Here is a 19,695-nt window from a genome sequence, read left to right on the forward strand (position 1 = left end):
CCGCGTCGAGCCGGTGCACCGCGGGTCACCGGTTGGTGCCGTCTTCCATATAGGCGGACACTCCGGTCTTCCGCGCCGTGCCGATGAGCATGGGGATGAAACCATGGTCTTCGGGACCGTGGACGGTCGGGGCCAGGCGTACCACGCTGGCGCGTACTCCACGGGTGGCGAAGTCCAGGCCCGCTCGCTCCCCGGCGATGCGGAAGGCGGCGATCCCGGCGGTGTCGGGTTCGTCGTTCTCGGCGCTCTCCCGGCCGGCCGGCATGACGAGGGTGCCGGAGGTGACGACGAGTGGCTTGCCCGAGTGTTCCAGCGGCCGGCCGAACGCCTCGATGGCGGTCCGGTCGCGCCTCATCATCTCGTCGAGATCGGAGAAATCGCCGCCGTAGGCCATGTGCAGGACGGCGTCGGCGGCTTCGGCGCCGCTGCGCAGACTGTCGAGATCGTCCAGGGAACCGCGGTGTGATGTGCCCCCCAGTGATTTCAGCCGGGCCGCCGCGGCGTCCGAGCGCGCCAGAGCGGAGACGGTGTGGCCGGCTGCGATGAGCTCGGCGACGACTGCGGGGCCGGTCTGGCCGGAACCACCGGTCACGAAGACATGCATGCGACTCTCCCCTTAACGTCAGCGACTGGCGCGGGCCTCAACGACACGTTCTTCCGGCATTTCCCCGACAAGCGCGAGGTGCTCTTCGACGGCGAATCCCACCTGCGCGCGTCCCTGATACAGGCGGTGGCCGAAGCGCCCGACGGTCTCCAGCCACTCGACCTGCTGCTCCACGCCTTCCGCAAGGTCGAGCACATCCTTGAGGACAACCGCCCCTTCGCCGAACCACGCCTCCGGGTCATCGCGGCAACGCCGGCACTCCGCGAGCGGGACCTGGCCAAGGCCGCCGCGATCACTGAAGCCGTAGCGGAAGCGCTGCGACAGCGCGGTGTCACCGACCGGTTGGCCGGCCTGACTGCCCACATCGGATGGGCCGCCTTCCACCACGCGGCCCAAGCCTGGATTGACGACCCCTCACAGCGCCTGGACGCACACCTCCTGCAAGCCTTCGACGACCTGCGCGCCCTCTGCCTGACCACCCTGGCTGGTGACCACGGCCGATAAGCCCCTCCACGGGTGCCCGGCTCGCCTCTGATCGAATCCGCGGGCGACGTCGGGCGAACGTCGAAGCAAGATCATCAAAGAGGTTCGAAGACACCCTCTGCACATCCCTGGATCACCATCGGTGGTGGGCTGCAGACCCCGCGCCCGGCACCGCCGTCGCTTCTCCGCAACGGCCGGCTCACTTCCGCCACGGCGGCGCGATGACGCCCGAGGTCTTCCACGAGCGGTTGCGCGCGAGCGGCCTGTCCCTGTGGGAACTGGGCGACCTGCTCGGCATTCACCCGCACCAGCTCCACACCATCCACCCCGACGAGCCGGCGGATCGGCCGGTACACGTTCTGATCAACCTGGCCCGCCGCCTGGACCTGCATCCGGCCGACCTGATGCCCACCCTGGACGCTGTCCTGGGCAACCAGCGCGCACCCGGTCCCGGCACACCCCGACGACGCCCGAACCGCTGAGAGCGTCCGCTTCCGCGACGCCGAGATCGTGCTCACCGCGCTGGCCACCGCGCACCCGCAGCCCCTCAGCGCCGACCACCTGGCCGACACCCTCGGCTGGACTCTGTCCCGCCTCCGCCACCCGCTCGCGCGCCTGATGGACCACCCCGGACCCGGCCAGGCGCTCGGCCATCGGCGGCGTGCCGGTCGGGGTCGGTGCGGGCCGACAACACCCCCGTCGCTCGTGGTCGGCCCGCGGCCTCACCAGCGATGGCTCTATGCCCTGCGTGAGGTCTTCTCTGCCGTCATACGGAACTTGCCGCCGTCCCATTTGTAGGTCTGGCGGACGGTCAGGTCCGGGCAGCAGTTGGGGGCTTGGTCGCTGACCGCTTTGCCGTTCAGGTGTACGAGCCCGCCGCGGATCGTGACCCGCAGGGATTTGAAATAGCGGTTCTTGCCGAGCCTCCCGAGCAGGCGTGGGGAGGAGGTCTTGGCGGCTCCGTCGTAGACGAAGGCGATCAATGGATTGCTCGACGTCGAGGTCGGGCAGGACGAGACGACGACGGTCTCACGTCGTCCGTCGCGGGTGAGGTCTCCGACGGCCGCGACGCGGGCTTCCACGACGTACCAGGAGGCCTTCGGCCGCGGCTTGGGGCACTTCAGCGCCGGCTCCACCACGGACGGCCAGTTCACGGGGTCCAGCCGGTGGGCGGCCTGGCCGGTGTGCCCGGCGGTGACCGGTGCCGCGGCGCTGTCCGCGCCGGCTACGCCGCCGCCCAGGACCGTCGCCAGGCAGGTGGTTAGGGCGGCGGCGCCTGCCCGGGCTCCGAATCGGTGGCCCGGCTGCTTCGCTGGTGAGTTCATATGCACTTGGATGCGCGACGTCCCGGAAATGTTGTGGACGGGGCGGGGGAGGCGGTGGGGACTTCCGGCTTCAGATCCGAATGCTCACTCAACGGGTTTCCGGATGGGTGACGGCCGCGGTGATGGTGCGCCCGGACGAAGACGAACCGCGCCGGGCGCGCGGCAATGGCCTGGTTCCGCGCACCCCTGATACCCCGCTGATACCGACCCCGCCGGGGCAGGCGTTCGCCGAGTACGGCCGCATCGACGATACCCTTCACCTGCTGTCCATCCTGGACCCGATCGACGACGCCTACCGCCGCAAGCTCAACAAACAGCTCACCGTCCAGGAATCCCGGCACCGGCTGGCCGCTCAGCCCGCTCGGCCACGCCCACCTCGAATGTCCTGGCCCGCTATGCCAGCACCTCCTCTGCCCCGGCCGATGGGCTGCGGCAGCTCGGCGAGATGAACGGCTGTACGAAGGGCCGGGACTGGCAGGAGTCACACAACGGTGGGAGACCCATCATCAGGGCCGTGTTCGTACGACGGCGACGGCGATCTCGCCGTTGAAGGCGTGGGCCGCGACGCCGCCGACGCGGCACGGTGAGTGCGGCGAGCGCCGGCTTGCGTTGTCGAGCCTGCTGCGGCGGCCCGGGCGCAGCACCCCCGCCGACCGGGCTTATATACGCCACCGTATATTTGGACCCGAGAACGTCTCCTCGGTCACCGACGCCGACACCTTCCTCGCCTTCGACCGTCCCGGATTCGCGAAGGCCACGTTCAGCTTCTTCCTCGACGACGACGCCGGCGACGGCCGCGTCCGCCTGGTCACCGAGACGCGGATCCAGGCCACCAGCCCCGAGGCGCGGCAGGCGTTCCTGCGGTATTGGCTGCTGATCCGGCTCGGCAGCGGATTCGTCCGGCGGGTCATGCTCTCGGCCATCCGGGCCCGCGCGCTCAAGACCCCTCTGCCCGTTCCGGAGACGGGGACGGGGACAGAGACGGAGACGGGGCAGGCCCGCGACTAGCGAGCCTGCCCCCGGTCAGCACCCGGGTCGCGGTCGTCGAGGATGATGCCGGCGGCGCGGGCGCGGACCTGGGCGGAGGTGCGGCCCTGGTGTTCGGCGGCCAGAAAGTGGTGGCCGATGCTCAGGCAGAAGGCGAGCAGGCTGCGTGCCTCGACCTCGTCGGGATCGCTGCAGAAGGTGCCGATCTGCTCGCGCAGCAGGTCCATGCGCCGGTTGTCCACGCGCCGCAGGCGTTCGGCGACGGCCGCGTCGCGACGGGCCCAGTCGCGTACCGCCAGGTCGATCGGCAGCAGCCGGTCGGAGAGCGTGAGGCGGCCGGCCAGCAGGACCTTGGCGCGGGCGTCACCGTCCGTGCGTTCGACCTGGTCGAGGACCTCGTCGATGCTCTCGCGCTCCCAGGTGTCGAGCATCGCCTCCAGCAGCGCGTTACGGTCGGTGAAGTAGCCGTAGAAGCCGCCCTTGGTGACCCCCAGCGTCTTGGCCAGCGCTTCGACCCGGACCGCGCCGACTCCGGCCGCCGCCAGCGTCCGCAGCCCCTCCTCGATCCACTTCTCGCGCGGGGTACGCAAAGCGCCCATCTGTGGCCCACCTCACCTCAACTGATCGTTGTACGCACCCGTACAACAGGTTTAACGTCACTTTGTACGCAACCGTACAACCAGAGAGGACACCGTCATGCCGTTCGGCTTCGTCGCCTTCCACTACCCCGCGCCCGAGCACGTCGAGAAGTTCGTCGGGCTCTGCCACCAGGTCGCCGAGGCGTCGCGGGCCCAGCCGGGCTTCCTGTCCGTCGGGGTCTGGACCACTCCGGACGGGAAGGCCGTCGTCACCACCGGCTCGTTCGCCTCGGAGGAGGACTTCCGAGCTGGGTGCGATGTTCGGCTGGGACGAGCCCGAGGCGGGCCTGCGCGGGCGGGTCCGCTCCCCGCGCGACCGCCTGCCGGACGACCTGCGCCGGACAGCCGGCGTGAAGGATCCCGACATCCCGTTCACGCCGGTCTACGAAATCACCGACGAATCCGCTCAGGAGCTGGCCAACAGGACCGTCCACACGGTCTGCCACCTGGGCTGGGTGCCGGCCGCCGGCGGCGGGTACGAGTTGCGCATGGCGGCCCTGGTCAAGCCCAACGGCCTGTTCGGCAGAATCTACATGGCCGTCATCAAGCCGTTCCGCTACCTCATCGTCTACCCCGCCATGACCCGCAGATGGGAGCGGGCCTGGCTCGACCGGAACCGTGACACGGTGGTTCACGAAGGAGGCGGACGCCCAGCGGCACCGCCACGAGCGTGGTGAACAGCGCCGCGCACGCCACCACCGTGGCGTCGGCCGAGTAGCCCGGCAGCAGCGACGGCACCACGTTCAGCATGGCGTGGAACACCACCGCCGCGGACGGCACGTTCCCCCCGGAGCCGCGGTAGACCCACACCATGATCACGCGGGCGGCGACCGTGCCGAGAAACGTCCAGGCGGGCGACCGGCCGGCCTGGGCCAGCGGCACGAGATGCCACACCCCCCAGACCGCCCCCAGGACGACGGCCGCCCCCAGCGCCCCGAGGCGCCGCCGGAGCGGGTCGGTGGCGTACGCCGTCCAGCCCGCCTCTTCGGCCGCGGCGCTGACGAGGAAGACGGCGAACAGCAGCGGCGCGGCCGCGACCGGGGCGTGCGCTCCCCCTTCGCCCGCGACCGGCGAGGCCACTACGTACGAGGCCACCACGTACGAGGGCACCATGACGGCGGGGACCAGCAAGAAGGCGGCCCCCAGCCGCGCCGCCTCGGCCCGCCCTCGCGGGACGAGAGTGGCCGTGACCAGGCGCCGAACCGTCCCCCGTGGCGACGCGACAGGACGGCGGCCGCGACGAACGGACAGACGAACATGAGCGCCCCGACCGGCAGGTCCATCGGAAGTCCAGGGAGCTGCGGCGAGGGCGATGACGCCGGTCTCCGTGGGGATGTCGAGCATGCTGCCGCCCGGCGGGACTTCCGCGCCCGCCTCGACCTTTCCTGCACCAGGCGGCATGCCGCCCAGGCTCATGCGGCGGTTCATCAGGTCGTGGTAGCCGGTGATCCTGTCGAACGTGCGCCGGACCTCCTGGCCGTTGGACGACGGCGCTCCCTGTGCCGGCGACCGGTTAGGGCGTCACCCACGCGGCGCGGAGTTCGGCGTCGTCCATCCCCCGAGTCTCGCCGCCAGCCGCGCGTCGCCGCTCCTCCGGACCGGACCCGGCTGCGGGCTCACTCCCCTGCCAGTGCGGTGAGGACACCGGCCAGCAGCGTGTCGTCCTGGTCGGCTGGCACCGCGCGCAGGTCGAGCAGGCATCGCCCGTTGTCCACGCGGGCGAGGACGGGCGGTTCCACCTCGCGCAACGCGGCGGCCGCTCGCCTGTCCAGCGCGACGGCGGCGCTCGGCAGGGACACTCCGGGCGCCCCGCCGCCGCCGACCACGCTCCGGCTGTCGACGGCCTCGGCGTCGATTCCCCTGTCACGCAGCCGGGCCACCAGGCTCTCGGCGCGGGACCGCAGCGTGACCTGGTCGGCGTGCAGGCTCTCCCAGGTCGGAGTAGGCGGGCCCGCTACCGTGGCCTCCAGGGCCGCCAGCGTGATCTTGTCCACCCGGAGCGCTCGCGCGAGGGGATGGCGGCGCAGCCGGTCGACGAGGCCGGCGCGGCCGAACAGCAGCCCGCACTGAGGACCGCCGAGGAGTTTGTCCCCGCTACTGGTGACGAGATCCGCGCCCGCGGTCAGCCAGCTCGTGACGTCGGGCTCCTGGGGCAGCAACGGCTCGGGGGTCAGCAGTCCGGAGCCGACGTCGCCGACGAGCGGGATGTCATGCTCACGGCACAGCGCCGACAGCCGCGCCATCGGTACGTCGGCCGTGAAGCCCTCGATCCGGTAGTTGGACGGGTGCACCTTCAGCACCATGCCTGTCGTCGGCCCGATCGCGCCGGCGTAGTCCGCGATGGTGGTGCGGTTGGTCATGCCGACCTCCCGCAGCCGCGCTCCGGTGGAGACGAGCAGGTCGGGAAGGCGGAAACCGTCACCGATCTCGATGAGCTCCCCGCGGCTGATCAGGATCTCGCCGCCCGCCGCGAGCGCCGTGGCCGTCAGGGCGAGCGCGGCGGCGTTGTTGTTCACCACATGGACCGCCTCGGCCGCCGGGACCGCGGCGGCCAGCGCGGCCAGCGCGGTACGTCCCCGTCTGCCACGGCCACCCGTGGCCAGATCGAGCTCGACGTCGGTGACGCCGGCGGCCAGCACCACCGCCTGGCGTGCGGCGGCCGACAGCGGGGCACGGCCCAGGTTGGTGTGCAGCAGCACGCCGGTGGCGTTGATCACCGGCCGCAAGCCGGAGGCGGAGGCGGGCAAGGCCGCCAGCGCGGCGGTCAGGACTTCCTCCGGCGGGAGGTCTCCCTCTCTGGCGCGCCGCTGCGCGGCGACGATCGCGGCCTTGACCCGGGCGTGGCCGAGCAGCCGCCGCGCCTCGGTCAGCCGGGGGTCGGCGAGCAGCGCGTCCGTGCGCGGGATGGATCGACGGTGATCTGCCACGCTAGGAAGGTCCGATCGGCGTGAGGAGCACAATGTCTCCAGGTCTCGTACGGGGCTGATCACGCATCATATGATCATCGGGGCAGGCGGCGTCACCGACGATTGACCGTCATGACCGGAATTGCCCTAGAGTTCGATCATGAAAAGGCTCACGCAGTATGCCCAAGGCGGTGGCTGCGCCTGCAAGATCCCCGCAGGGGACCTGGAGAAGTTACTGGGCAGGCCGGAGGCGCCGTTCCCGCGAGATCCCGAAGCGGAGCTCCTGGTGGGCCTGGAATCCGGCGACGACGCCGCCGTGGTCCGCACGCAGGACGGAACCGTGATCATCAGCACGGCCGATTTCTTCACCCCGGTGGTCGACGACCCCTTCGACTGGGGGCGCATCGCGGCGGCCAACGCCCTCTCCGACGTCTACGCCATGGGCGGGCGCCCTGTGGTCGCGCTCAACCTCCTGTGCTGGCCCCCTGACCATCTGCCCTACGACCTGGCCGCCGAGGTGCTGCGCGGCGGCGCGGAGGTGGCGGCGCGCGCCGGCTGCCATCTGGCCGGCGGTCACAGCGTCGTCGACGCCGAACCCAAATACGGTCTGGCCGTCACCGGCATCGCCGACCCCGACCGGCTGCTCAAGAACAACACCGGCCGCCCCGGCCTGCCGCTGTCGCTGACCAAGCCACTCGGCCTGGGCGTGCTCAACAACCGGCACAAGAGCACCGGCGAGGTGTTTCCGCACGCCGTGGAGACCATGACGCAGCTCAACGCGGACGCCTCACGCGCTGCCCTGGCCGCCGGCATCCGGTGCGCCACCGACGTCACCGGCTTCGGCCTGCTGGGCCACCTCCACAAACTCGCCCGCGGCTCGGGGGTCACCGCGGTGATCCACGCCTCCGCCGTCCCGATGCTGGAGGGCGCGGCGCAGGCCGTACGGGAAGGGTTCGTCCCCGGTGGCTCGCGGCGCAACCTCGACTGGGTGGCCCCTCACCTGGATCCCGGCGGCGTTTCGGAGGAGACCCTGCTGCTGCTCGCCGACGCGCAGACCTCAGGGGGCCTGCTCGTCGCCGGGGAGATCCCGGGCGCTCCTGTGATCGGCGAGCTGGTCGAACCCCTTGGACCCACCGTTGTCCTGCGTGATTGACCGGGCCTGATCCCGCACGGTGACGGCGGGCGGGCCCGGGCCTGGAGCCCGGGCCTGGAGCCCGCGCCAACGACACCTATTGCGTCCGTTCGGTGTTGATCAGAGGTCTATGATCTCTTTCGGAGGCGTTTGGGAGTCTGGTGACCCTCCTGGTCTTCAAAACCAGTGGCGCCGAGCATCTCGGCGCGGCGGGTTCGATTCCCGTCCGCCTCCGCTGATCAGCCGAATCGGGGATTCGTACGAAAGTGAATCGACGCAGACCTGTGCCGAGTACCGGTGCCATGCCGGCAGAACCCGGGCCGGCAGAACCCGGGGCGGCAGAACCCGGGCCGGCCCCCGCGGAGCGCGTGTGCACGTGATCGCCACCGCCGGGCACGTGGACCACGGCAAGTCGACGCTGGTCCGGGCGCTGACCGGCATGGAGCCCGACCGCTGGGCCGAGGAACGCCGCCGCGGCATGACGATCGACCTCGGGTTCGCCTGGACGACGCTCGGATCGGGTGAGCGGATGGCGTTCGTCGACGTCCCCGGGCACGAGCGGTTCGTCACCAACATGCTGGCCGGAGCGGGGCCGTGCCCCGCGGCGATGATCGTCGTGGCCGCCGACCAGGGCTGGCAGGCCCAGTCTGCCGAGCACCTGGCCGCGCTCGACGCCCTCGGCGTACGGCACGGCCTCGCGGTCGTCACCCGGGCCGACCTCGCGGACGCCGAGCCCGCCCTGAAGCAGGTGCGCGGCCACCTCCGGGAGACCGGCCTGGCGGGGATCGACGTGGTCGTCGCCAGCGGGCGGACCCGGCAGGGGCTCGACGAGCTGGAAGCCGCCCTGGCCCGGCTCGCCGCCGCGCTGCCCGAACCGGACACCGAAGACGCCGTCCGGTTGTGGATCGACCGGGTGTTCACCATCACAGGGGCCGGGACCGTCGTCACGGGGACGCTGACCGGAGGGACCCTCCGCGTCGGTGACGAACTGGAGGCGGGCGGGCACCGGGTCAGGATCCGGGGGCTTCAGACACTCGGCGAGGAGGCGGAACAGGTCTCCGCGACCGCCCGCGTCGCCGTCAACCTCCGCGGCGTCGAGCGTGACGACCTGTCTCGCGGCATGGCGCTGGTGACTCCCAAGGCGTGGATGCCGACCCAGGTCATCGACGTACGGCTGAGTCCCGCCGTACATGTCCCCGGAGGGGCGGCGATTCTCCACCTGGGATCGGCCGCCGTTCACGTCAGGGTCCGTTCACTGGGCTCGGACACCGCCAGGCTCACCCTCAGCCGTTCCCTGCCCCTCAGGACGGGAGAGCGGGGCCTGCTCCGCGACCCCGGCAGGCGGGAGATCGTCGCCGGGCTGCGGGTACTGGACATCCGTCCCGCCCCGTTACGGCGCCGGGGCGCCGCCGCGGCCCGGGCGGCCGCGCTCGACGAGGTGTCCCTGCCGGACTCCGCGGCCCTGCTGCGCTGGCATGGTCTGCTGACGGGACGCGAGCTCAGGGCGATGGGCTGCCCACCGGACGCGACGCCGGTGACGGGCGACTGGTACGCCGACCCGGGACACTGGTCGTCGCTGTCCCGCCGTCTGGCCGACCACGTCTCGCGACGGCCCCCGCTCGATCCGGGGATCACCGTGGACGCCGCGGCCCAGCTCCTCGAGCTGCCCGATCGGCGGCTCGCCGAGGCGCTTGTCGCTCCGCCGCTGGTGATCGAGGGCGGGCGCATCCTCCCCGCCGGCGGATCGCTGCCTCCCGCGATCGCCAAGGCGGTCGCGGAGCTGGCCGCCGACCTCGCCGAACGCCCCTTCGACGCCCCCACCGCCGAACGCCTGGACGAACTCGGCCTCACGGGCAAGGCGCTCGCGGCCGCGCTCCGTGCGGGCGCGGTGATGTCGATCGGAAAGAACGTCGTGCTCCTGCCCGACGTGCTCGACAAGGCCGCCGGCGCGCTCGCGGAACTGCCCTCACCTTTCACCGTCAGCGACGCGCGGGTCGCCCTGGCCACCAGCCGCCGCGTCGCCCTGCCGATCTTGGAGTGTCTCGATGTCCGTGGAATCACCCAGCGCGTCGACAACGACCGGCGAGTGTTCCGCGGGCGTGGCTGAGGTCGACCGGCTGCTGGCGCGCGCTCGTGAGGGACTTCCGCGGCTGCGGCCCGTGGAGGCGTGGGCCGCGGCGGGCCATGGCGCGAGGATCGTCGACACCCGTCCCGAGCATCAGCGCAGGGCCGCGGGCGAGATCCCCGGCGCCGTCGTGGTCGAGCGCAACCACCTGGAGTGGCGGCTCGACCCTACGTGCGGGTCCCGCATCCCGGAGGCGGACTCCCCCCATATCCAGTGGATCGTGATCTGCGCGGAGGGATATTCGTCCTCACTGGCCGCGGCGGCGCTACGGGAGCTCGGGTTGCTCAACGCCACCGATGTCATCGGCGGGTTCGACGCCTGGGTGGAGGCCGGCCTGCCGACGGTCCACCCTGCCCGGCCCACGGCACCACGCGGGCCGGGAGAGTAGGTCCCCGGCGACATCCGGACTCAGCTGCAGTGCTCCCAGCCGCTCAGCGTCTGGAAGGTCTGGCCGGTGTAGTCGGAGAACCTGCCACCCCACTGGACGCACCTGTTGTTGGCGTACGCCCGCACCGGCCCGGCGTAGTGCTTGTACTGGCCGTTGTCACGGTGGATGGTGGACGACCCCGACACCTGAAGGCGTGCCTCGGTGAACGTCGCAGTGCCCGCTCCCCTGTCCTTCATCGCGACGACACAGTTGTGACCGTTGCTGCCGTTGTAAAGCAGGTAGTACGTGCCCCAGGGCGAATCCGTCATTCGGTCGATGATCCGGTAGCCGGACCCGCAAACGCTCTCCGGGGTGGCCGCGCTCGCGGGCAGGGCGGGTGCCGCGAGCACCGCGCCGAGCACGGTCACCACCGCGGCGCGAACGAGGACACGGGAAGCAGTCATGACAAAGAAACCTTTCGCTGTTCATCCACAAGTAAGGAGGGCGGGCGACGCTCCGGCCCGCGTCTGTGCTGGTCCTTGCCGGATCCGGGGTCAAGAGCGCCGGCTTTTCGGAAGGCCGGGCCGCAGGCGGAGGTGAGCGCAGCCGAGTTGATCTCTGTCCGGTTGACGGGTGACCGGGCGTGTCAGGAACGCGACGCGAGCCTCGTGACCGCGACGGCGGCACAACGCAACAGAGATCCCTGGTAAGGCGATGACTCCTGTGTTCAACTGTTGATCTTTATCTCGGTTCGCCGGGCCCCGTCTAGGACGACAGGCCGTCCAGATGGATGCGCGCGGTCTCGGCGAACAGTTGGAGCTGCGTGTTGGAGACGGTGCCGCCGAGGACGACGAACCTGTCCTTCGACATCGCCGCCACCTCCACCTCGCCGTCGTGGCGCGCGACGTTCTTGGGCCCCACCATCGAGTCGACCTCACCGACCGCGCCGCACTCGGTGTAGAAGAGCTTGAACGCATCCATCGCGTCCACGCCGTTCACCACGACCTGCGTCACCGTGGCCCCGTCCGTCGCGGTGAAGGATCGCCACTGGGCCGGGGCTTCCACCGGCACGATGTCACGTCTCCCGCAGGGCACCAGGTCCGCGTCCAGGTCGTGCCAGGTGCCCTGTGAAGTGCTCGCGACCGTCCACGTGCGGCCGTCCTTGAGCTGGTCCGGGCCCAGAAGCAGCGACGGAGGACCGGCCTGCCGCGCCGTCGTCGTGCCACAGGCGGTGCAGAGCAGCATCATGATGATCGCGATCGTGCGGTTCATGTCTCGCCCTCCCCGGGAGGTCGTCAGAATGGTTACTGCTCGTGGGCCACGGAGGTTCCCCGGAGATCGGCCACCTTGCCCGCGACGATCAGGAACCCCGCCGTGAAGACGGCCAGCCCGCAGGCGATCAGCCGCGCGCTCATCTCGGCCTGCATCGGCGGCCACCCGACCGCGAACGGCGCCGTCGCCAGGGCCAGCAGCACGGCGCGGCCGACCTTGACGGGCGACGCCGGGCTGGTCTCGTCCAGGCATCCGCACGGCACCCTGCCCTTACGCCGAAGCAGGACGGCCAGGTAGCCGGCCAGCGCCAGGTACCACAGCGCCACGGCCGCGGCGGCGAACCGCAACAGCACGGCTTCGCCGCTCACCCAACCGGCCAGTACGGCGGCACCGGCCAGGCCCTCGGCAGGGCCGATCAGCGGCGCGAGCCGTACCGAGAACGCCGGAAGCAGGCCGTGCGCCTTGATCACCGCCGTCAGGTCGCCGCGGCGGCTCACCGCGGCGACAACCAGCAGCACGGCGCCCGTCAGCGCGAAGCAGGCGGGAAGCGTGTCATAGACGGTCATCTAGCTCCAAATGAGGGCGAGCGCCAGCAGGAACCCTGTCGCGCACAGGCGACCCACCCAGGCCGTCGAACCCAGCAGCTTCGTGTCCCACCGGCGCGGGTCGCCGCTGAGCGCGCGGGAGAGCGGCATGAGCGTCCTGCCCACGCCGAAGCCCAGCCCGGCCAGCAGGCCCGGCCCCAGCCCCCCGGCCAGCACGATGACCAGCACGAGCAACTGCGGCAGCGCCGTCGGAGTGAAGGTGCGCACACCCGTGCCCATCTCGAAGCCGAACTGCAGAGGCCCGGCGAAATCGGCGCGAGGGATGACGTCCTGCGGCACGAGCCGGCGGTTCTGCGGCAGCGACAGCGGCCGCCCGGCCAGTTCGAACAGCATGATGACGGCGACGAACGGCGCGAGCGCCCACAACCGCACCGCTTCCGGGATGATCGAGGCCAGCCCGCCGAGCGCCCCGGTGACGAGCCCGGCCAGCAGCGCGCCGAGCATGAGTCCGGTGCTGAACACCGGCAACTTGCCTCGCCAGACCGACGAGGTCAGCAGGTCCGCTGAGTTGAGGCTTCAAACGGAGCCGGACAGCGAGAACCCGGCGCTCACCCCCAGCAGCGCCCAGGCGAGCGGGGCGAACGACGGGGTCCAGAGCTGGTGGGCGGCCACCACCAGGGCCGTGCTCAGCGCGATGCCGAGCGCGACCCGGGTGGCGGCGAAGGTGTTGCTCATCCTGTCCTACAGGGCCCAGGAGCAGATGTAGAAGGTGGTTCCGCCGCAGGTGGCAACGTTTCCGTCGGCACAGCGGTAGCTTCTGCCGCTGTGCGTCCACCGCCAGGCGTTCCTGTCGGTCAGGCTGCCCGCACCGCATGCCTTGATCGCGTAGCTGTTGTAGCAGGTGCCGGAGGAGCGCAGGAACCAGCCGTCGGAGCCGCAGTAGCTCCTGGAGTAGGGGGCGCCCACGCAGACCTTGGTGTTGTTGTTGTAGCCGGCGTTGTTGCTGTAGCCGGCGCAGTCGGTGTACTCGGTGCCCACCGCCGCGTGGGCGCTGTTGTTCCTGCCAGGCAGGGCGGACAGGACGTTCAGGGCCAGGGCGCCGCCCAGCACACCCATCGTCTTGAAGACGGTCCGGCGAGAAGGAGCCAGCCGTGGCAGGCGGCGGCGCCCGCCGGTGTCGGGCTCGTCCTCCACGGAAGGCACGTCGGCCCAGTAACGGTCGACATCGAGTGTCATGCGCTCAACCTCTCTGAGGGGCTGACGGCGAGGAAGGCGTCGAGGTCGTCGTCGGAACCGACGACCCTGCGCCACTCCTCTGTTCCGTCGGCGGAATACTTGACCAGCGTCGGGGTCGCCCCGACGGCGACCGTGCCGAGAAGTGCGGCGTCGATGACGGGCACGACCTCACTGCCGGCCACCCACTCGGCGCAACGGTCGGCGGAGGCCAGCAGCACGGCGTGCCCGGCCATGTCCGGCCCGGCCACGGCGGCGAGACGGCGCGAACGCTCCTGGCAGTTGGGGCAGCGCTCGGACACGACCAGGACGAACGTGGGCAGGCCGTCGTCGGAGCCGAATCTGGCGACCGATCTGACCGCGGGCGCCGCGGGCGTGGCGGCCTGCGCCTGAAGCAGCTTGCCCTGCAGCTCCCGGATCATGTTCAGCAGCGCGGCGAAGGCGAAGAGCAGCAGCACCGTTCCCAGGAAGGACAGCACCGCCACCGAATCCAGAAACGCTCTCATCGGTTCAGCTCAGCCTGCACGAGATGGACTCGACGACGTCGATGAAGCGCACATCATCCGGACGGGCGGCGACGACGGTCGTCGCGGCGGTGTCGTTGACCACGAGGACCGAGCGGGTCTGCACCCCGCCCGCCGCGTCCCGCTCGTCGACGCGCCACATCGCACCGCCGCGCACACGCTTGCCCGACGAGCGAGGGATCGCCTCCGAGGCGTCCGCGACCGGCTTGACCTGGACGTTGCAGACCTGGTCGATGGTGTTGACCGCCAGCAGGTTGCCGAGAGTCAGGCCCGAACCCGCCCGCGGCAGCATGGTCAGCCCATCTGGACTGTCCTGGATGTCGAACTTGGCCAGGATGTCCATGAACGTTTCGAAGGGCACACCTGTGCCGTTGAAGAAGGTGGCGACCTCGTTGTGCGGTCCCACCCACACCATGTTGGTCGTCCCGTGCTCCGGGTCCTCCATCGACAGGATCCGGCCGCCGTTCCACTGCGCCTCACGCACGGTGTAGCGCGACCAGTCGCCCAGCTGCTTGGACACGATCTCGGCGGATCCCGCCGGTGTGACCTGGAAGCGGGTGCCACCGGTGGGACCGTGCGCCCAGATGAGATAGGCCCAGCCGCCGATGAAGGCCTGGGTATTTCCGTCGACGACAAGACTCTGTCCGTTCGGTGCACGCACTTGCATGTTCGCCTTCCGCGGGGGTGGGCGGGCACGCCGAAATGGCGCCCGCCTGGGGCTTTGTACTGGGAGGGAGTGTGTACGCGCCGGACGTCTTGCCGGGCATCACCAAGATCAGATCGGAATATCTCATGGCGGCCTATAAACGGTCAAGATCTTGCTCATGTCATGGATCAGGGGTAATTTCCGAAAGGCTAATGAGGCAGCCCATGACTGACCCCGACGTCGTCTTCGCAGCTCAGGTGACCACGTTTCACCTGAGCCGGATCGCCGAACACACAACGTGATCGCGAGGCTCCTCCGGCGGCCAGGCCACCGTCGGCGTACCCGCCGGGAAGCCGACCGACGGGTGGAGATCCGCCGGCGAGCCCGCGCGGTCTCGTCCTCGGCCGCCTCGGCGTGGTCGGACTGGCAGGTCACTACCGTGGACGTGCCCGACCCCGCGGTGCGCACCTTCCAGGCCACCCCTCCCAGATGGTGGACGGCCTCACCGCGGCCACCAGCCTGACCCCGGCTCTGCGCGCCACGGTCACCGACCCGGCCGCCCAACCGGTACGGGCCGAGTTCGAACACGACCCCGCCGTGACCGGTCAGGGCACCGGCCAGATCTGGACCGGCAGCGCCGGCAACGTGCCGGCCGGCATGGTCTGCGTACCTTCACATCCAGGGCTTTGAACAAACCCCGGCTCCGGGTCCTGGCGGAAGGCGGACGCGAAGGGGGCCGCGTCGGGATCCACAAGCCTGACGGGCTTTCTCGGCAAGCAGTTCTGAGCGAAGTCTTGGAAATTGCCGAAGAGCCGTTCGACGACCACGCATTTCGCCTTCGCGCGACCTGGATCATTCACGGCCACCTGGGCGAACAGGCCGAGAATGCAGTGGTGGGCGGCGCGGGAACCGGCCTCAAGCCCACTGACCTGAAAATGTTCGTCCGCCTGGACGATTTCGCCGTCGTCGACCACGACGGACGCGTCAAGTATTCGTCGGACAAACTAAGTGGTCTGTTCATTCAGGTGGGGGTGGACCAGGGGTCGTCCTCATCCACCACCGACTGCGGCGGCGTGGCCCGGACAACAGCAGACGTCTCGGATTGGCACACCCACCCTGACGCGACGGCCGTCTTCCATCCGAAGTTGCCGGCCTCCGGCCATCGACCACATCGAGGCGGCGCTCAATCCGAACAACGCCGGCGCCTTCCCTCCTCGTCGACCAGGCCACAACTGGAGCACGCCAGGCTTCCCCGCCTGGCACGAGGGTCCTGCCCGCTCAAGATCTCCTCCACCACCTCGGAGGCGATCAGCGGCCGAGACAGCCGCTCTTCCTCGGCCTCCAGCCGCGCCCGCACCTCGGCAAGCTGCCGGCCAGGCTCCTCGATCCGCCGGCGGGCTTCGGCTTGCCGCCGTGCCAGTTCCTGCCCGGTTGAGATCAGGCCGGCGTCGCCGTAGTCGGCGCCATACTCACCGCGCGGTCCTGATCAAGTAACCGGCGTCTCATCAGGCCGAGCCATCGCGGACGAGGTCGAGAAAGCTCGCGACCAGCGGCGGGAGATGACCGGGATTCCAGACGGCGGCGATGCGCCACTCCGCTGCCGGATGCCGGAGCGGCGTGATCGTGATCGGCGGAGGAGCGATGCGGGCGGCGCTCGCCGGGACGAACGCGGCGTCGCTCCCGGCCGCCACGAGCGCCAGCACGGTCTGCAGGTCGTGCGCCTCCTGGAAGATGCGGGGCCGGGCCCCCACGGCGGTGCAGAAGCGGTTGATCTGACGTGCCAGTCCTGGGCCTCTGGCTGTCGCCAACTGGACGAAATCACGGCGATCCACCCAGCGTGAGATGTCTGCCGGGTCCGGCGGAGGGGGATCGCCATGATCGGCCGAGGCGAGCGCGAGGCGGTCGGTCCCCAGGATCAGCCGCCCCCAGCCGTCCTCATCGGGAAGGCGGACGAAGCCGACGTCCAGTTCGGCCGCGCGAAGCCTGTCGAGCTGCTCCTGGGAGGACATGTCCTCCAGCGTGACGTACGCGTCGGGGCGGCTGCGCCGGAAGGCCGCCACCAGGCGCGGTGTCAGGTCGATGCTGGAGAGCCCGAAGCCGACCGACAGCCTGCCGATCTCGCCGCCGGCCATCCTGGCCATCCGCACGGCCAGGGCGTCGGCCCGTCGCACCAGATCCTGCGCCTCCGGCCACAGGGCCGCGCCCAGCTCGGTGAGTGTGGCGCCGTGGCGCCCGCGGTGGAACAGCCGGCCCCCGACCTGTGCCTCCAGGGACTGGATCTGCTTCGTCAGCGTGGGCTGCGTCACCAGGAGCAGCTGGGCGGCGCGCCCGTAGTTGCGCTGCTCGGCCACGGTGAGAAAGGCGCGGAGCAGACCGATATCCATTCGTTCATCCTATGGAACGCCATAAAACATTCATTGGACGCATCGGAGTCTCGTGCGATGTCCTGGTGTCCGAACGGATGGCGGGAGGCCATGATGGAGCAGCCAGACAAGGCGAATGGCGAGGTGTTGCGATGCGCGAGCGTGCAGTTCGAGCACCGGCCGGATGACAAGGCCTACAACCTGGGCAGGGTCGAACACTACGTGCGGGAGGCCGTCGGCGGTGGGGCGCACATCGTCGCCTTCCCGGAGATGTGCTTGCTGGGCTACTGGCACCTGCGTCGGCATCCGGCCGAGCGGCTGCGCGAGCTGGCCGAGCCGTTGACGGGGCCATCCGTCACGCGCGTACGCGATCTGGCGGTGGAGCGCGGCGTGGCTGTGGGTGTGGGGTTCCTGGAGGCCGGCGAGGAGGGGCGGCTGTTCAACAGCTATGCCGTATGCCTGCCGGACGGGCAGGTCCACCGGCACCGCAAGCTGCACGCCTTCGAACACGAGGCGATCAGCAGCGGCGACGCCTACACCGTCTTCGACACTCCGTGGGGCGTACGCGCGGGCATCCTGATCTGCTGGGACAACAACCTGGTCGAGAACGTACGGGCGACCGCACTGATGGGCGCCTCCGTGCTCATCGCACCGCACCAGACCGGCGGCACCGCCTCCCGCAGCCCCCATGGCATGCGGCCCATCCCCGCAGAGCTCTGGCACCGCAGGCACCACGACCCCGAAGCGATCGAAGCAGAGCTGCGCGGACCGAACGGACGCGAGTGGCTGATGCGCTGGCTGCCCGCCCGGGCCCACGACAACGGCCTGTTTGTCGTGTTCAGCAATGGTGTCGGGAAGGATGATGACGAGATCCGTACCGGCAACGCGATGATCCTCGACCCCTACGGCCGCATCCTCGCCGAGACCTGGGCCGCCGCTGACGCCGTGGTCGCCGCCGACCTCGACCTGAGCCTGCTGTCCTTGTCCACCGGACGCCGCTGGCTGCAGGGCCGGCGTCCCGAACTGTACGACATCCTCACCCGCCGGTTCGGCGACGAGCGCGATCCGCGCACCGCGCGTTTCGCCGGCGATCCAGTGCCCATCCTCCGCGTCCCGCAATCTGGCCGGAGCTGATCGGCCACCGCCCCTGGCACTCAACGAAGCCCGCGACGGCGTCCTGAACTTCGACGCGGCGTGCCACGTCCTGCCCACACGTACGGAGGCGGTCACCGATCATGGAACGGGACGGCTCGGTGGTGTCTTCAGGTCGTTCAGCGTTTCCCCGGCGCGTACCAGAGTCTGCCGGGCAGGTTGCCGCGCCTGATCACCTGCACGCGCCACGGCTCCAGCCGCAGCACGTGCAGCTTCGGGTCGGCCGGGTCACGCCAGAAGTTGCCCAGGTTGTAGCCGGCCCCCGGCGGACTCGTACGCCGGTAGAGGTCCCAGACATGGCGCTTGGTCTCCAGGTCGTCGACCCAGGTGGCGACGGTGTCGATGCTCACCGCGTTCTGCCGCGGCGTCCAGTAGGAGAACGTGCTATGCGGGTTGCCCGCCAGGTGGGCGGCCTTGACAGGTGTCTTGTAGGTGGCGAGCCAGCCCAGTGGCAGGCCGTCGACGTTCTCCCAGACGGGGATCAGTACCCGTGCGCGGGGTCGTCCCTTCTGGTCGACGGTGGTCATGGTCGCGTACACGATGTCGCCGATGTAGGTGTCGAACTGATCCTTGATCTCGTCGAACGACGTCACGTGGTTGGCCATCGTTGTCTCCTTGCTGCTCAAACGATTGCGGGGGGCGGATTCTTGGGCCGGTTCGGGAGGCGACGGGGGGCGCAGGCCGGAGGCCATGACGACCGTGCCGCGCCGCCGCGAACGAGACCGCCTGCGCGGCTCCGGCGGAGGGGCTGACCCTGAACCGGGCCGCCCACCCGCGCGGATTCGGCCCCGGCCATGAGGCCGGGAGATCCGCCCGCCCTGAGTCACGTCCGTGGGCTTCCTACGGCGCGGGCGATCCGGCCCGGGCAGATCTGTCTACCTTGGTCTGATGGGCTCCAGGACGACCACGGGGATCTGCCTGCGGCTCCTGGCCTCGTAGGTCCGGTAGACCGGCGCGAGCTCGGTCATCATGCGCCAGAGCCGCTCCCGTTGACATGCTCGGCGACCGACGGGTCGGGGCTGTCGGCGGCGTCGTCCCACATCAGCGGCCTGCCCCGGTGACGCCCCGCACGGGCCCGGCGCCGGCCACCGGCTGACGCCCGGCCGGATGGGCGGTGATCGTGAAGGTGTCGGTCTCGTTTCTCATGGCTTTGACCTTTCTGGTCCCGGGCCGCCGTTCCGTCCCTGGGCGGGACGGCGGCTGGTGGCGGCCGGTGGTGGTGGCCGGTGGTGGTGGCCGGTGGTGGTGGCTGGTGGCGGCCGGTGGTGGTGGCCGGCGGTGGCCGGTGGGGGTGGGCTCAGTGGGTGCTGCTGAGGCCCTGGGCGAAGCCGCCGTCGACCGGGAACTCGACGTTGGTGGTGAAGGTCGCGTCGGCGGCCAGGAAGAGCGCGGC

Annotated in this window: 26 protein-coding genes, 1 tRNA gene and 2 pseudogenes; 13 read left to right on the forward strand and 16 right to left on the reverse strand. The window is 70.5% G+C overall.

Features of this window, described 5'->3' with window-relative positions:
• Window positions 1–25: 25 nt before the first annotated feature.
• A complete protein-coding gene (locus IO39_RS58175) occupies window positions 26–604 on the reverse strand; it encodes an NAD-dependent epimerase/dehydratase family protein (RefSeq protein ID WP_245642462.1) in 579 nt (192 codons plus the stop codon).
• Between IO39_RS58175 and IO39_RS34245 the strand changes: the two genes are divergently transcribed.
• Window positions 599–1,108, forward strand: a complete 510-nt coding sequence (locus IO39_RS34245) for a TetR/AcrR family transcriptional regulator (RefSeq protein ID WP_052423717.1) — start codon at window positions 599–601, stop codon at window positions 1,106–1,108. The two genes, IO39_RS58175 and IO39_RS34245, sit on opposite strands and share 6 nt — an antisense overlap.
• A gap of 200 nt (window positions 1,109–1,308) precedes the next feature.
• Complete coding sequence (locus tag IO39_RS34250; protein WP_043632146.1) at window positions 1,309–1,569, forward strand: hypothetical protein; 261 nt, start codon at window positions 1,309–1,311, stop codon at window positions 1,567–1,569.
• 255 nt (window positions 1,570–1,824) lie between these two features.
• Here IO39_RS34250 and IO39_RS34255 read toward each other — a convergent pair whose 3' ends face one another.
• Window positions 1,825–2,412, reverse strand: coding sequence for a hypothetical protein (locus tag IO39_RS34255; protein WP_043632152.1), 588 nt, complete (start codon window positions 2,410–2,412; stop codon window positions 1,825–1,827).
• 203 nt (window positions 2,413–2,615) lie between these two features.
• On the opposite strand from IO39_RS34255, the pseudogene IO39_RS59935 reads away from it, so the two are divergent.
• A pseudogene (locus IO39_RS59935) lies at window positions 2,616–2,762 on the forward strand (Tn3 family transposase); the annotation flags it as partial.
• 196 nt (window positions 2,763–2,958) lie between these two features.
• Window positions 2,959–3,420, forward strand: coding sequence for a hypothetical protein (locus IO39_RS51220; protein ID WP_052423718.1), 462 nt, complete (start codon window positions 2,959–2,961; stop codon window positions 3,418–3,420).
• On the opposite strand, the gene IO39_RS34265 is transcribed toward IO39_RS51220, so the two are convergent.
• Window positions 3,417–3,998, reverse strand: coding sequence for a TetR/AcrR family transcriptional regulator (locus IO39_RS34265; RefSeq protein ID WP_043632155.1), 582 nt, complete (start codon window positions 3,996–3,998; stop codon window positions 3,417–3,419). The genes IO39_RS51220 and IO39_RS34265 overlap by 4 nt on opposite strands.
• A gap of 97 nt (window positions 3,999–4,095) precedes the next feature.
• Here IO39_RS34265 and IO39_RS59740 point away from each other — a divergent pair.
• Window positions 4,096–4,227: pseudogene (locus IO39_RS59740) on the forward strand (NIPSNAP family protein); the annotation flags it as partial.
• Between the two features lie 67 nt (window positions 4,228–4,294).
• Entirely contained in the window at window positions 4,295–4,714 is a 420-nt protein-coding gene (locus tag IO39_RS34270) for a DUF2867 domain-containing protein (RefSeq protein WP_084773959.1), read from the forward strand.
• Here the strand turns inward: IO39_RS34270 and IO39_RS53290 are convergent.
• Window positions 4,599–5,168 carry a CPBP family intramembrane glutamic endopeptidase gene (locus IO39_RS53290; protein ID WP_169789174.1) on the reverse strand — a complete coding sequence of 190 codons (570 nt, stop codon included), beginning with the start codon at window positions 5,166–5,168 and terminating at the stop codon, window positions 4,599–4,601. The genes IO39_RS34270 and IO39_RS53290 overlap by 116 nt on opposite strands.
• A 485-nt stretch (window positions 5,169–5,653) precedes the next feature.
• Window positions 5,654–6,964 (reverse strand): L-seryl-tRNA(Sec) selenium transferase, encoded by a 1,311-nt coding sequence (gene selA, locus IO39_RS34275; RefSeq protein WP_043632157.1) that lies wholly within the window; start codon window positions 6,962–6,964, stop codon window positions 5,654–5,656.
• 139 nt (window positions 6,965–7,103) lie between these two features.
• On the opposite strand from selA, the gene selD reads away from it, so the two are divergent.
• The 4 genes from selD to IO39_RS34295 all read left to right on the forward strand — a co-directional run bounded on the left by selD (window position 7,104) and on the right by IO39_RS34295 (window position 10,588).
• Entirely contained in the window at window positions 7,104–8,096 is a 993-nt protein-coding gene (selD, locus tag IO39_RS34280) for a selenide, water dikinase SelD (protein WP_043632159.1), read from the forward strand.
• Window positions 8,097–8,217: 121 nt separating this feature from the next.
• Window positions 8,218–8,311 (forward strand) — tRNA-Sec (locus IO39_RS34285).
• A gap of 134 nt (window positions 8,312–8,445) precedes the next feature.
• Window positions 8,446–10,182, forward strand: coding sequence for a selenocysteine-specific translation elongation factor (gene selB, locus IO39_RS34290; protein ID WP_043632164.1), 1,737 nt, complete (start codon window positions 8,446–8,448; stop codon window positions 10,180–10,182).
• Window positions 10,175–10,588 (forward strand): rhodanese-like domain-containing protein, encoded by a 414-nt coding sequence (locus IO39_RS34295; protein ID WP_043632170.1) that lies wholly within the window; start codon window positions 10,175–10,177, stop codon window positions 10,586–10,588. Before selB ends, IO39_RS34295 begins: the two co-directional genes overlap by 8 nt.
• Window positions 10,589–10,608: 20 nt before the next feature.
• Here the strand turns inward: IO39_RS34295 and IO39_RS34300 are convergent, their stop codons facing one another.
• The 8 genes from IO39_RS34300 to IO39_RS34330 all read right to left on the reverse strand — a co-directional run bounded on the left by IO39_RS34300 (window position 10,609) and on the right by IO39_RS34330 (window position 14,802).
• Window positions 10,609–11,031: a hypothetical protein gene (locus IO39_RS34300; RefSeq protein WP_043632174.1), complete on the reverse strand. Its 423-nt coding sequence runs from the start codon at window positions 11,029–11,031 to the stop codon at window positions 10,609–10,611.
• A 301-nt stretch (window positions 11,032–11,332) separates the two neighbouring features.
• Window positions 11,333–11,839 carry a hypothetical protein gene (locus IO39_RS34305; RefSeq protein WP_043632176.1) on the reverse strand — a complete coding sequence of 169 codons (507 nt, stop codon included), beginning with the start codon at window positions 11,837–11,839 and terminating at the stop codon, window positions 11,333–11,335.
• A gap of 32 nt (window positions 11,840–11,871) precedes the next feature.
• Entirely contained in the window at window positions 11,872–12,405 is a 534-nt protein-coding gene (locus tag IO39_RS34310; protein WP_052423720.1) for a MauE/DoxX family redox-associated membrane protein, read from the reverse strand.
• Window positions 12,406–12,906 (reverse strand): hypothetical protein, encoded by a 501-nt coding sequence (locus IO39_RS34315; RefSeq protein ID WP_157549237.1) that lies wholly within the window; start codon window positions 12,904–12,906, stop codon window positions 12,406–12,408. It lies immediately after the preceding gene.
• Between the two features lie 54 nt (window positions 12,907–12,960).
• The gene (locus IO39_RS55125) at window positions 12,961–13,119 is read right to left on the reverse strand and encodes a hypothetical protein (RefSeq protein WP_157549239.1); all 159 of its coding nucleotides are present in this window, start codon (window positions 13,117–13,119) and stop codon (window positions 12,961–12,963) included.
• 6 nt (window positions 13,120–13,125) lie between these two features.
• Window positions 13,126–13,620 carry a hypothetical protein gene (locus IO39_RS34320; RefSeq protein ID WP_043632180.1) on the reverse strand — a complete coding sequence of 165 codons (495 nt, stop codon included), beginning with the start codon at window positions 13,618–13,620 and terminating at the stop codon, window positions 13,126–13,128.
• Window positions 13,617–14,123 carry a hypothetical protein gene (locus IO39_RS34325; protein WP_157549241.1) on the reverse strand — a complete coding sequence of 169 codons (507 nt, stop codon included), beginning with the start codon at window positions 14,121–14,123 and terminating at the stop codon, window positions 13,617–13,619. The genes IO39_RS34320 and IO39_RS34325 overlap by 4 nt, the downstream gene beginning before the upstream one ends.
• A 4-nt stretch (window positions 14,124–14,127) precedes the next feature.
• A complete protein-coding gene (locus IO39_RS34330; RefSeq protein ID WP_157549243.1) occupies window positions 14,128–14,802 on the reverse strand; it encodes a hypothetical protein in 675 nt (224 codons plus the stop codon).
• Between the two features lie 474 nt (window positions 14,803–15,276).
• Between IO39_RS34330 and IO39_RS55130 the strand changes: the two genes are divergently transcribed.
• Together IO39_RS55130 and IO39_RS55135 are read left to right on the forward strand one after the other, a co-directional pair.
• Window positions 15,277–15,477 carry a hypothetical protein gene (locus tag IO39_RS55130; protein ID WP_157549245.1) on the forward strand — a complete coding sequence of 67 codons (201 nt, stop codon included), beginning with the start codon at window positions 15,277–15,279 and terminating at the stop codon, window positions 15,475–15,477.
• Window positions 15,474–16,244: a hypothetical protein gene (locus IO39_RS55135; RefSeq protein ID WP_157549247.1), complete on the forward strand. Its 771-nt coding sequence runs from the start codon at window positions 15,474–15,476 to the stop codon at window positions 16,242–16,244. The genes IO39_RS55130 and IO39_RS55135 overlap by 4 nt, the downstream gene beginning before the upstream one ends.
• 48 nt (window positions 16,245–16,292) lie before the next feature.
• Here the strand turns inward: IO39_RS55135 and IO39_RS34340 are convergent, their stop codons facing one another.
• Window positions 16,293–17,171, reverse strand: a complete 879-nt coding sequence (locus IO39_RS34340; RefSeq protein ID WP_043632193.1) for a LysR family transcriptional regulator — start codon at window positions 17,169–17,171, stop codon at window positions 16,293–16,295.
• Window positions 17,172–17,264: 93 nt separating this feature from the next.
• Between IO39_RS34340 and IO39_RS34345 the strand changes: the two genes are divergently transcribed.
• A complete protein-coding gene (locus IO39_RS34345) occupies window positions 17,265–18,284 on the forward strand; it encodes a nitrilase family protein (protein ID WP_043632264.1) in 1,020 nt (339 codons plus the stop codon).
• A gap of 137 nt (window positions 18,285–18,421) precedes the next feature.
• Here IO39_RS34345 and IO39_RS34350 read toward each other — a convergent pair whose 3' ends face one another.
• Complete coding sequence (locus tag IO39_RS34350; protein WP_043632194.1) at window positions 18,422–18,907, reverse strand: pyridoxamine 5'-phosphate oxidase family protein; 486 nt, start codon at window positions 18,905–18,907, stop codon at window positions 18,422–18,424.
• Between the two features lie 270 nt (window positions 18,908–19,177).
• Window positions 19,178–19,342 carry a nitroreductase/quinone reductase family protein gene (locus tag IO39_RS59145; protein WP_281200287.1) on the reverse strand — a complete coding sequence of 55 codons (165 nt, stop codon included), beginning with the start codon at window positions 19,340–19,342 and terminating at the stop codon, window positions 19,178–19,180.
• Window positions 19,343–19,695 lie beyond the last annotated feature (353 nt).

Source organism: Nonomuraea candida (assembly GCF_000725485.1).
Classification (GTDB): domain Bacteria; phylum Actinomycetota; class Actinomycetes; order Streptosporangiales; family Streptosporangiaceae; genus Nonomuraea; species Nonomuraea candida.

Bases quoted from the DNA above. Each gene is read 5' to 3' on its own strand.
- IO39_RS34245 (WP_052423717.1), top strand. From the start codon at position 599: ATGCATGCGACTCTCCCCTTAACGTCAGCGACTGGCGCGGGCCTCAAC.
- IO39_RS58175 (WP_245642462.1), bottom strand. From the start codon at position 604: ATGCATGTCTTCGTGACCGGTGGTTCCGGCCAGACCGGCCCCGCAGTC.
- IO39_RS34250 (WP_043632146.1), top strand. From the start codon at position 1,309: ATGACGCCCGAGGTCTTCCACGAGCGGTTGCGCGCGAGCGGCCTGTCC.
- IO39_RS34255 (WP_043632152.1), bottom strand. From the start codon at position 2,412: ATGAACTCACCAGCGAAGCAGCCGGGCCACCGATTCGGAGCCCGGGCA.
- IO39_RS34265 (WP_043632155.1), bottom strand. From the start codon at position 3,998: ATGGGCGCTTTGCGTACCCCGCGCGAGAAGTGGATCGAGGAGGGGCTG.
- IO39_RS34270 (WP_084773959.1), top strand. From the start codon at position 4,295: ATGTTCGGCTGGGACGAGCCCGAGGCGGGCCTGCGCGGGCGGGTCCGC.
- selD (WP_043632159.1), top strand. From the start codon at position 7,104: ATGAAAAGGCTCACGCAGTATGCCCAAGGCGGTGGCTGCGCCTGCAAG.
- IO39_RS34300 (WP_043632174.1), bottom strand. From the start codon at position 11,031: ATGACTGCTTCCCGTGTCCTCGTTCGCGCCGCGGTGGTGACCGTGCTC.
- IO39_RS34305 (WP_043632176.1), bottom strand. From the start codon at position 11,839: ATGAACCGCACGATCGCGATCATCATGATGCTGCTCTGCACCGCCTGT.
- IO39_RS34310 (WP_052423720.1), bottom strand. From the start codon at position 12,405: ATGACCGTCTATGACACGCTTCCCGCCTGCTTCGCGCTGACGGGCGCC.
- IO39_RS55125 (WP_157549239.1), bottom strand. From the start codon at position 13,119: ATGAGCAACACCTTCGCCGCCACCCGGGTCGCGCTCGGCATCGCGCTG.
- IO39_RS34320 (WP_043632180.1), bottom strand. From the start codon at position 13,620: ATGACACTCGATGTCGACCGTTACTGGGCCGACGTGCCTTCCGTGGAG.
- IO39_RS34325 (WP_157549241.1), bottom strand. From the start codon at position 14,123: ATGAGAGCGTTTCTGGATTCGGTGGCGGTGCTGTCCTTCCTGGGAACG.
- IO39_RS55130 (WP_157549245.1), top strand. From the start codon at position 15,277: ATGGTGGACGGCCTCACCGCGGCCACCAGCCTGACCCCGGCTCTGCGC.
- IO39_RS34340 (WP_043632193.1), bottom strand. From the start codon at position 17,171: ATGGATATCGGTCTGCTCCGCGCCTTTCTCACCGTGGCCGAGCAGCGC.
- IO39_RS34345 (WP_043632264.1), top strand. From the start codon at position 17,265: ATGGAGCAGCCAGACAAGGCGAATGGCGAGGTGTTGCGATGCGCGAGC.
- IO39_RS34350 (WP_043632194.1), bottom strand. From the start codon at position 18,907: ATGGCCAACCACGTGACGTCGTTCGACGAGATCAAGGATCAGTTCGAC.